The 10,332-nt window shown below is 41.7% G+C and carries 7 protein-coding genes; 2 read left to right on the top strand and 5 right to left on the bottom strand.

Annotation, left to right across the window (positions count from 1 at the left end; all coding sequences use genetic code 11):
• Positions 1-337 precede the first annotated feature (337 nt).
• Positions 338-1,786, top strand: a complete 1,449-nt coding sequence (locus Xind_RS25460; RefSeq protein WP_047679008.1) for a flavin-containing monooxygenase — start codon at positions 338-340, stop codon at positions 1,784-1,786.
• A 478-nt stretch (positions 1,787-2,264) separates the two neighbouring features.
• The gene (gene asd, locus Xind_RS25455) at positions 2,265-3,371 is read left to right on the top strand and encodes an aspartate-semialdehyde dehydrogenase (RefSeq protein ID WP_187650061.1); all 1,107 of its coding nucleotides are present in this window, start codon (positions 2,265-2,267) and stop codon (positions 3,369-3,371) included.
• Positions 3,372-3,814: 443 nt separating this feature from the next.
• On the opposite strand, the gene Xind_RS25450 is transcribed toward asd, so the two are convergent.
• From Xind_RS25450 to dnaN, 5 genes are all read right to left on the bottom strand, one after another.
• Positions 3,815-4,117 carry a TM2 domain-containing protein gene (locus tag Xind_RS25450; RefSeq protein ID WP_187650039.1) on the bottom strand — a complete coding sequence of 101 codons (303 nt, stop codon included), beginning with the start codon at positions 4,115-4,117 and terminating at the stop codon, positions 3,815-3,817.
• A 348-nt stretch (positions 4,118-4,465) separates the two neighbouring features.
• Entirely contained in the window at positions 4,466-5,263 is a 798-nt protein-coding gene (locus tag Xind_RS25445) for a hypothetical protein (RefSeq protein ID WP_187650038.1), read from the bottom strand.
• Positions 5,264-5,610: 347 nt separating this feature from the next.
• Positions 5,611-8,025, bottom strand: a complete 2,415-nt coding sequence (gyrB, locus tag Xind_RS25440) for a DNA topoisomerase (ATP-hydrolyzing) subunit B (RefSeq protein WP_187650037.1) — start codon at positions 8,023-8,025, stop codon at positions 5,611-5,613.
• A 38-nt stretch (positions 8,026-8,063) separates the two neighbouring features.
• Positions 8,064-9,194, bottom strand: a complete 1,131-nt coding sequence (recF, locus tag Xind_RS25435) for a DNA replication/repair protein RecF (protein WP_187650036.1) — start codon at positions 9,192-9,194, stop codon at positions 8,064-8,066.
• Positions 9,195-9,229: 35 nt separating this feature from the next.
• On the bottom strand, positions 9,230-10,330 hold the full coding sequence (gene dnaN, locus Xind_RS25430) for a DNA polymerase III subunit beta (protein ID WP_047678996.1): 1,101 nt from the start codon (positions 10,328-10,330) through the stop codon (positions 9,230-9,232).
• Between the last annotated feature and the right edge of the window lie 2 nt (positions 10,331-10,332).

Below are 10,332 nucleotides of genomic sequence, written 5' to 3'. Positions count from 1 at the left end.
TCAGTCCATTTTGGGATTTTTTTGATTTGGCGATTAATCAGATCGCAAAAATTGGACTGAGTTCCCTCCAAGTGATCTACTATTTTGAAAGCTTATTTACTTTCCATATTAGCGGTTTTAATAATTATACGCACTTTAAGTGATAATTAATTTTTTATCCATGATTTTTCAATACTAATTAATTAAAAGAAATTTTTTAATAATCAGCTATGTATCTAATCATGATACTCCTGCCTCATAAATACAAATGGTTGTTCTATTGAATAAAAAATAACATACCGTCAGTAACGGGAGATTGATTTAATCAAAAGAGTACATTTATAGGGGAGGCAATAATATGGATAACCATTATGATGTTTTGATTATGGGAGCGGGCGTTTCTGGCATTGGTATGGCATGCCATTTGGCAAGAGAATGTCCTGACAAAAAAGTGGGGATCTTAGAGCGTCGTCACGCAATAGGTGGAACTTGGGATTTATTTCGCTATCCGGGGATTCGCACAGATTCAGATATGATGAGCTATGGCTATAAATTTCGTCCCTGGACAGATACCAGTATTTTTGCTGATGGGCCTTCAATTAGGCGCTATCTGAATTCAGCAGTAGAAGAGTATGAAATTGATAAAAAAATTCAGTTTGGATTAAAGATCACCAAAATTAACTGGTCAAATGAAACTCGCCAATGGACTGTTACCGCAATAGATGAAACCAGTGGAGAAACTCGGCAATTTACTTGTCATTTTCTTATCGGCGCGACGGGTTACTACAATCAGGATGAACCTTATGTACCTAAGCTCCCCGGCCTTGAAGATTTTAAAGGCACAATAGTTCATCCACAACACTGGCCTGAGACATTAGATTACAAACGAAAGCGGGTTGTTGTGATTGGAAGTGGCGCAACCGCAGTCACTTTACTTCCGGCAATGGCATATGAGACTGAGCATATTACTATGCTACAACGTTCCCCAAGTTATATTTTTTCAATACCGGGCAGGGATAAGATAGCTGAGTTTCTGAATGGCATTATTCCACAACGTTGGATTTATACATTAAGCCGAAAACGCAATATCTTATTTTTTAGCTTGTTATATAAAATCAGCCGGTATTTTCCTCACTTTTTGAAATCGTTATTGTTGGGATTAGCCCGCAGAAAAGTTGGCCCTGATTTTGACATGAAACACTTGACACCCAAGTATATGCCATGGGATGAACGGTTGTGCTTTGTGCCTGACAGCAATCTATTTAAGGTTCTGAAAGAGGGGAAAGCTTCTATCGTCACTGATCAAATTAAACGTATTACTGAAGACGGGATTTTATTGCAATCAGGTAAAAAATTATCTGCTGATATCATAGTGACAGCGACAGGGTTGCAATTACAACTGATGGGGGGAGCTGAGATTGCTATTGATGGTCAACCACAGCAAGGTAATAACATGATGTTCTATAAAGGGACATTGATACAGGATATTCCTAATTTTGCTTATCTATTTGGTTATATTAGCAACGCCTGGACATTAAAAGTTGATCTCTCAGCGGAATATATTTGTCGTTTATTACATGAAATGGATCGCCGTCAGGCTACGGTTGTGACACCACATGCTCAGCCGGATGAGGTAGTACCTGATAAACATTTATTTGGTGCCTTGCAATCTGGCTATGTGAAACGAGGCGAAGATGCACTTCCCCGTCAGGGACGCAGTCCAAATTGGCAAGTGTCACATGATTATCAAAAAGATAAACAAGTCTTACGGCAGCCAGTGGATGATCCCGCTCTGGAATGGTTGTAATCATAATCAGCCCGTTATGATAACGGGCGAATTATTTTTTATCAGATTTCAGAGTAATAAGGGGTCATGCTCCCAATAATTAGATCTTGTGATAAACGCCCTATTTTTTATTATGGGTGAGATATGGCTAAAGTCGATGTGATTTGTCGTTATTGTCATAAAAATTTTTTGATTGGCTATTATTCTGTATTGAAATCAAGGAAATCTACAGCGTATTTAAGATATAAATTCAGGAGGAGATATTAGTTGATATAATTTTTTATTAAATGATCAATTAATAAATTATTTACTCCAGACTAATTATATTTGCAAAGGAATACCTGAATAAATTTCGATATGGTTTAAAAATGGCATGCGGATTGCCGCAAAATGGTTAGTTCTGTGGCGCATAAATTTACTTGCACCTTTTCTCATATTTTGTCAGCTTTAGTAGTGTCAGGGGTGCTGACAACGACTTTTTCAAGACAGGGTAACTATGATGAAAAGTGTAGGTTTTATCGGCTGGCGTGGTATGGTTGGCTCAGTATTGATGCAAAGAATGGTGGAAGAAGGGGATTTTAACCAGATCAAACCCGTTTTTTTTACGACTTCCCAACATGGACAACCAGCCCCAGAGTTTACTGGTAAGTCGGGCGTTTTGCAGGATGCTTTTGATATTGAAGCACTGAATGCGTTGGATATTATTATTAGTTGTCAGGGAGGGGATTATACCAATGAAATTTACCCCAAACTGAAAGCAACGGGCTGGCAGGGATATTGGATCGATGCGGCTTCTGCACTCCGCATGAATGATGATGCTGTCATTATTCTCGATCCTGTTAACCATCAACATATTCAGAACAGCCTGAATAAAGGGATTAAAACTTTTGTTGGCGGTAATTGTACTGTCAGTCTGATGCTAATGTCATTAGGTGGTTTGTTTGCTAATAATTTGATCGAGTGGGCATCAGTCTCAACCTACCAGGCAGCTTCTGGTGGTGGTGCTCGCCATATGCGCGAATTGTTGATGCAGATGGGCATGCTACATGATCAGGTTGCAGATGAACTGCAAAAATCGGCTTCTGCGATTTTAGATATTGAAAAGCGTGTAACTGATTTCACTCGCAGTGGTATTCTGCCGACCGACCAATTCGGTGTTCCTCTGGCGGGGAGTTTAATCCCGTGGATTGATAAGCAATTAGAAAATGGGCAGAGCCGTGAAGAGTGGAAAGGTCAGGCGGAAACCAACAAGATTTTGAATACGGGTGATGACATCATTCCGGTTGATGGCCTGTGTGTCCGTATTGGAGCACTGCGTTGCCATAGTCAGGCATTTACCTTGAAATTGAAAAGAGATATTCCGATTCACGAAATTGAAACGTTGTTGGCATCCCATAATGATTGGGTTCGCGTGATCCCGAATGATCGCGAACTGACCATGCGTGAATTAACACCGGCGGCGGTGACGGGGACTTTGAATACACCAGTAGGGCGTCTGCGTAAGCTGAACATGGGGCCGGAATATCTGTCTGCCTTTACGGTTGGTGATCAGTTACTGTGGGGAGCGGCAGAGCCGTTGCGCCGTATGTTGCGGATTTTGTTGTAGTAAAGCATTTAATAGACCGCCATTATTGAATAAATATTGGTGGTTGTTTTGTTTTTTTATATCTTACACTTACGTAATAGGGGCAATCAGGATGTGTCGCCATTTTATGTTGGTCCCTGCATGCTAGTTTTTTATAAATTCTCATGTTATTGATTTTAACATAATTTAGATCTCAGCGTTGTTTTTCACTTTCCGCAATTAGCTTATCACCTAGGTATTTTTAATGCCTGCCGCTCTTTCGGTGGAGCGCTGGCTAATTTCGTCAATGCACAGATAATAGCATCTACATCAAGGGGTAACTGTCCGGTTTTCGATACTTGTCAAATGCACAAACAAGAGTTGTTCTCGATAGGTGAGTGATAGTAGCTTGAAACTGATTTGAGGTGTTTTAAATGGTAAGAACGGGCGGTTTAATTCGCCCGTTTAACATAAAAGGAGTTTAATTAACCATACTTCTTAGCGAAATCTTTATCTGACATGCATAAATAGATAATAAATTCAATAAAAGAAATGATATAAGGAATAAACGTCCAGCAAAAAATAAGGTATAAAAACCCTGATCCTATTTTTCCTAGATAAAATCTATGCACCCCGATAAAACCAAGAAAGAAAGCTAATAGAGCTGCAGTTATTCTGCTTTTTTCACCTTGTGTTTCTTCTTTTTGAACTGCACCACAGCTAGGGCAAGAGCTTGCGGAGGTGTGGATTTCTTTTCCACAGCCACGGCAATAAACCATGTTTGACATATAAATATCCTTAGTGTTATCTATCTTATTCTTATTTATATTAAAACTATCAAGTTAAAAAACCAATGATTTTAAGAAAAATAAGACAGTCTCAGGGTGACCAATGGGAAGAAGGTTATAAATCCAATTTATTGATAGTGATGAATGTTTAGATAATAGCCAATTCTCAGACATGTACTGTCTCCCGACATTCCATTCATAGCCATATCTACGTTTTGTTTATGTGTGTCAGAATGACATGCGGTTCCAGTTGCCAAGAATGGCGATCGTTATTTCTGTATTTTGAATGTATCTTCCGAATAATTGGTGAGTATTATTTGCTAGCATGGTTAAGTTTCTCGATAAAAATTAAGGACACAACCCAGTAAAGCGATATCCTCCATTTGCGGCAGAAAATACCCATAATTTGCTGTTACTTGGGTCTAATATCATCGAATATGGTGCATCATCAATAAACCCAAGCCTGTTGTAGGCATTTGAAAGGTGTTTCGTTGCGGTCGTCAATTTTAATTTTCCATGATGGCCTGTTTGGTAGGACAAATTGACAGCTTTTTCTATCAATAAATAAGCACAATTTTGGATCCCCGGATGGGTAATCAGGTAACTGACTTCAGGATAATATGGGTAGTGATCATCTTCATTGTAGGTAAATAACATTATTCCAATGGGCACCATCAGAGAAGACACTGAGTCTGTTGGAAAGTGAGTTGTATAACAAACAAAGTAGGTATAATTGCAGCCTTGATATAAGGTACTATCTTTTTTTCTGATGCGAAATGATAAATTATCTTTCACTGTACATAACAGGCTATCTGTTATACAACATCGAAGATCCCATAATTCTTCGGTGGAAGGATTCGATTTTGCTTCTATATTGTCTCTTCTTCGATATGTATTTTCGATATGTGACAGCCATCCATCCTGTTGAATTGAATTATATAATTTCCTGACTGCCATTTCCGCTTCTTGCAATGTTGCTTTTTTGACTATTGGAATATATCCATTTATTAATCTGGGGTTGTGATGATTGACATTGATATTCAACATATTTTTGGAGGGCTGAGTATGGAAAGAGTTTGAGCGGGATAAAGTTCCAGATGGCGTTTTGTGTATATAGCTATTAAAAGAAGAATTTCGTTTTAACATAATAATAACCTTTATAATAGAAATTGAATATGATTAATAAAATTAAGCTACTCTTAACATTTAGGTTCAATATGTTATTGAGAATTAAAAATTCCTGATTTATATAATGAAAGTGAAATTTTTCTTATCTTATTAATAAGATCATTTTTTGTTTTTTATGAAGAAATATCCTTAAATAATCGCTCGTTATCAGGGTAAATAAATGAAGGATTTTTCAATTAATTTGAGAAGTAATATAAGGCAGTTTTAGATGGTTTTCCAAGTAACCAATGAATATTTTATAGATAAATTTTGAACCGTCTTTTCCCCGGATAACGTTTTAGTTATCCGGGGCAGGTGTAGGAATATCAGATATCAATATTCGCAGCTTTCAGTGCGTTCTCTTCAATAAATGCACGACGAGGTTCAACAGCATCACCCATCAGGGTGGTGAACAGTTGATCGGTCGCAATGGCATCTTTCACAGTGACACGCATCATACGGCGAGTTTCTGGGTTCATTGTGGTTTCCCACAACTGATCAGGGTTCATTTCCCCCAGACCTTTATAACGTTGGATAGAAAGACCACGGCGTGACTCTTTGCTCAGCCATTCCAGTGCTTGCTCAAAGCTACTTACTGCCAGACGGCGTTCGCCACGCTCAATATAAGCACCTTCTTCAATCAGATTACCGATCAATTCACCCAGTTTGCTGATGCGACGGTATTCGCCTCCGTGAATAAAATCGAAATCCAGATTGTAGTTAGTATCAACACCGTGTGTGCGGATGCACAGAACCGGCTCATAAACCTGACGCTCGCGATTTTCATGGATTTGGTAGCTGTAAGTGCTGCCATGTTGCTCTTTGTCATTCAAACGAATGGTCAGTGCACTTACCCATTCTTCCACTTTGGTCTGATCGGTTAAGGCATCTTCGGTCAATACCGGATGGTAGATTAAGTTATTCAGTAGCGCCAGCGGGTACAAGCGTTCCATGCGTTTGATTATTTTTTGTGTAGTATTGAATTCAGTTACCAGTTTTTCCAGTGCTTCGCCTTTTAGAGCCGGAGCGTGTGGATTGGTATAAAGTGATGCACCATCCAGTGCAATGGACATTTGGTAGGCTTCCATTGCATCGTCGTCCTTGATGTATTGCTCCTGTTTGCCTTTTTTCACTTTGTACAGTGGTGGCTGAGCAATATAGACATAACCACGTTCAATGATCTCCGGCATCTGACGATAGAAAAATGTCAGCAACAGAGTACGAATATGGGAACCGTCAACATCGGCGTCGGTCATGATGATAATGCTGTGATAACGCAGTTTATCCGGATTGTATTCATCACGGCCAATACCACAACCCAATGCGGTAATCAGGGTTGCCACTTCTTGTGAAGAGAGCATTTTGTCAAAACGCGCTTTTTCAACGTTCAGAATTTTACCTTTCAGTGGCAGGATAGCCTGATTTTTACGGTTGCGCCCCTGTTTGGCTGAACCGCCCGCAGAGTCACCTTCCACCAGATAGAGTTCGGACAGTGCAGGATCACGCTCCTGACAATCAGCCAGTTTGCCCGGCAGACCTGCCAGATCTAATGCCCCTTTGCGGCGGGTCATCTCACGTGCTTTGCGAGCAGCTTCACGGGCACGTGCTGCATCAATGATTTTGCCAACAACAGTTTTGGCGTCGTTAGGGTTTTCCAGCAGGTATTCCACCAGCTTCTCGTTCATCATCGTTTCAACCGCAGTTTTCACTTCAGAAGAAACCAGTTTGTCTTTCGTTTGTGAAGAGAATTTCGGATCTGGAACTTTAACCGAAATAACCGCGATCAGACCTTCACGGGCATCATCACCGGTAGCACTGACTTTGGATTTTTTGTTGTACCCCTCTTTATCCATATAGCTATTGAGAGTACGGGTCATCGCTGTACGGAAGCCCACTAAGTGGGTTCCCCCATCGCGCTGAGGTATGTTGTTGGTAAAGCAATATATGTTTTCCTGGAAGCCATCATTCCATTGCATGGAAATTTCAACACCAATACCGTCTTTTTCAGTGGAGAAATAGAAAACATTCGGATGGATCGGGTTTTTATTGCGGCTCAGGAATTCAACAAATGCCTTAATACCCCCTTCATAATGGAAGAGATCTTCTGTATTGGTGCGCTTGTCAACTAAACGGATGGAAACGCCGGAGTTCAGGAATGATAATTCACGCAGACGTTTTGCCAAAATATCAAATTCGAAATCGGTGTTAATTTTGAACGTATCCATACTTGGCCAGAAACGCACAGTTGTTCCTGTTTGTTCTGTATCACCAACGACTTTCAGTGGTGCTTGCGGAACTCCATGATGGTAGGTCTGTTCATGTACTTTACCGTCACGACGGATAGTCAGTTCCAGTTTTTCAGATAAGGCGTTAACAACAGAAACCCCTACGCCATGCAGGCCGCCGGAAACCTTATAGGAGTTGTCATCGAATTTACCCCCCGCATGCAGCACGGTCATGATGACTTCCGCTGCTGAAACACCTTCTTCTTCGTGTATGTCGGTAGGAATACCGCGGCCATCATCCTGTACAGAAACTGAGTTATCTGCATGGATTGTGACAATTATTTTGTCACAATGGCCTGCGAGGGCTTCGTCGATAGCGTTGTCAACAACCTCGAAGACCATGTGGTGCAGGCCAGTACCATCATCGGTATCACCGATATACATGCCTGGACGTTTACGAACAGCATCCAGCCCTTTTAATACCTTGATACTTGAGGAGTCATATGTATTCGACATCAACGTTTCTCGCTTATCTTAATCCTGTGGTTGAACCTCTATACCCTTCGTCTTTCGAATTGCCGCTTTGTTGGCTGCACCTCGAAATCCATTGGGCATATTTTGCCATGTTCTACGCGAAACATCCTGCTATTTACATCAATCATGTCTGCAACTTGCTCAGGCGTTATTGCACTGACAAACACCTGGGCCTGCGTAGATTTCAGACGCTCGGCTAATAAATTACGACGACCGGCATCCAACTCAGAGGCAAAATCATCAAGCAGATACAGGCATTTTTGCCCGCTCTGTCGGGTGAAATATTCACCCTGTGCTAACCTCAGGGCACACATCAGTAACTTAAGCTGACCACGTGAGAGCATATCTTCTACAGATATGCCGTCTGCCCTGATCCGCAGATCGGCTTTGTGGGGACCGGATGCGGTATAGGTTAATGCTTTGTCGCGCTCAAACTGACGCGCGAGCAGTTCTGCATATTCACTTTCTTTATCCCAACCTTGTTGGAAAGAGATATTGAGAGTGAATTCAGGTAAAAATTGTTTGCAGGTTTTTTCAATATCTCCGGCAATACCTGCAATATATTCTGCACGCCATTGGCTTATCTGGGTCGCAAGCGGTGCAAACTCGTGATCCCAGTGCTGGATCTGGTTATAACGGGTTACCTGTCGTAATGCCGCATTTCGTTGTTTGAGCAGCCTTTTCAGGTTGACCCAACCAGTAAAAAAACGCGGTTCATTATGAAAACAACCCCAATCAATAAAAGCACGGCGGTATTTCGGGCCACCATTCAACAGCGTAAAACCTTCTGGTGTGATAAGTTGCATCGGCAACATTTTTGCCAGCTCGGCAATTTTGTGCCCATCACTGCCATCAATTCTGACTTTGCTGTCACCCTGACGGTTTTTGCTTAATCCAACCGATAGCGTTCGTTCATGGGATTGTTGCTCCAGCCTCCCATGAAGAATGAACTCCTCACAATCCTGACGGATCACTCTTCCCGCCTGAACACTGCGAAAAGCGCGTCCATGGCCCAAGGTGTAAATGGATTCCAATACACTCGTTTTGCCGCTGCCATTTGGCCCAACAAGAAAATTAAATCCCGTTGCCAACGGCAAATCGGCATTTGCGATATTACGAAAATCGCGGATCAACAGACGCGAGAGAATCATGAGTTATGAATTAATACTTGTTACAGACGTATTCTTTACAGACGCATCGGCATCACGACATAAGTCGCTGCCTGACTGGCTGAATTCTCTATTTTTACACTGGATGTGGCGTCCGTCAGCAGTAAACTGACTTGCTCGCATTTTAATGCGTTGAGGACATCCAATACATAACTGACATTGAAGCCAATTTCCATTTCAGCGCCGTGATAATTGACGTCGACGATCTCTTCTGCTTCTTCTTGTTCCGGGTTATTTGCGGTAATTCGAAGCTGGTTTTCGCTTAGGTAAATGCGAACACCACGGAATTTTTCGTTGGATAAAATCGCAGCTCGTGAAAATGCCTGCTTAAGCATGTCACAATTTGCTTCCAGCGTTTTATCAGGATTCTTGGGCAGGACACGACGATAATCAGGGAAACGCCCATCAACCAGTTTTGAAGTAAATATAAAGTCACCAACGTGGGCGCGAATATTGTTGCTGCCAATCTGCAATTGGAGTGGGTTATCTCCACCATCCAGTAATCGCATTAATTCAATGACACCCTTACGAGGGACAATCACTGAGTGTGAAGGTAAACTCTGGCCGATATTCATTGAACAGACCGCCAGACGGTGGCCATCTGTAGCAACAGTACGCAGTTCTTCCCCTTCAGTTTCGAATAGCATACCGTTCAAATAATAGCGGACATCCTGATGTGCCATTGAGAATTGAGTAGACTCAATCAGACGTTTTAATGTTGCTTGTGGTAGTGAGAATTCAACTTCGCTTTGCCAGTCATCCAGATTGGGGAAATCGGATGCAGGTAAGGTAGAGAGTGAAAAACGACTGCGTCCGGAGCGAACCAGAATACGGTCACCATCCAGCTCAACGCTGATTTCCGCTCCGTCAGGCAATCCGCGCCAGATATCAAAGAACTTACGCGCGGGAATGGTGGTTGCTCCCTCTTCATGTGGCTGAGTGAGTGCTACACGAGCCTTCATTTCCATTTCTAAATCTGTACCTGTCAGTGACAGGGAGCCGGTTGTCACCTGCAACAATAAATTGCCTAAAATAGGCAGAGTAGGGCGGCCACCTAAAGGGCTGCTGACCTGCTGCAAGGGTTTTAATAATTGCTCACGTTCAATGATAAATTTCATAG

Origin of the sequence: Xenorhabdus indica, assembly GCF_014467235.1 — a bacterium.
GTDB classification, from domain to species: Bacteria; Pseudomonadota; Gammaproteobacteria; order Enterobacterales; family Enterobacteriaceae; genus Xenorhabdus; species Xenorhabdus indica.
The sequence above is the reverse complement of the archived record's forward strand: the minus strand, read 5'-3'. Positions and strand labels throughout refer to the sequence as shown.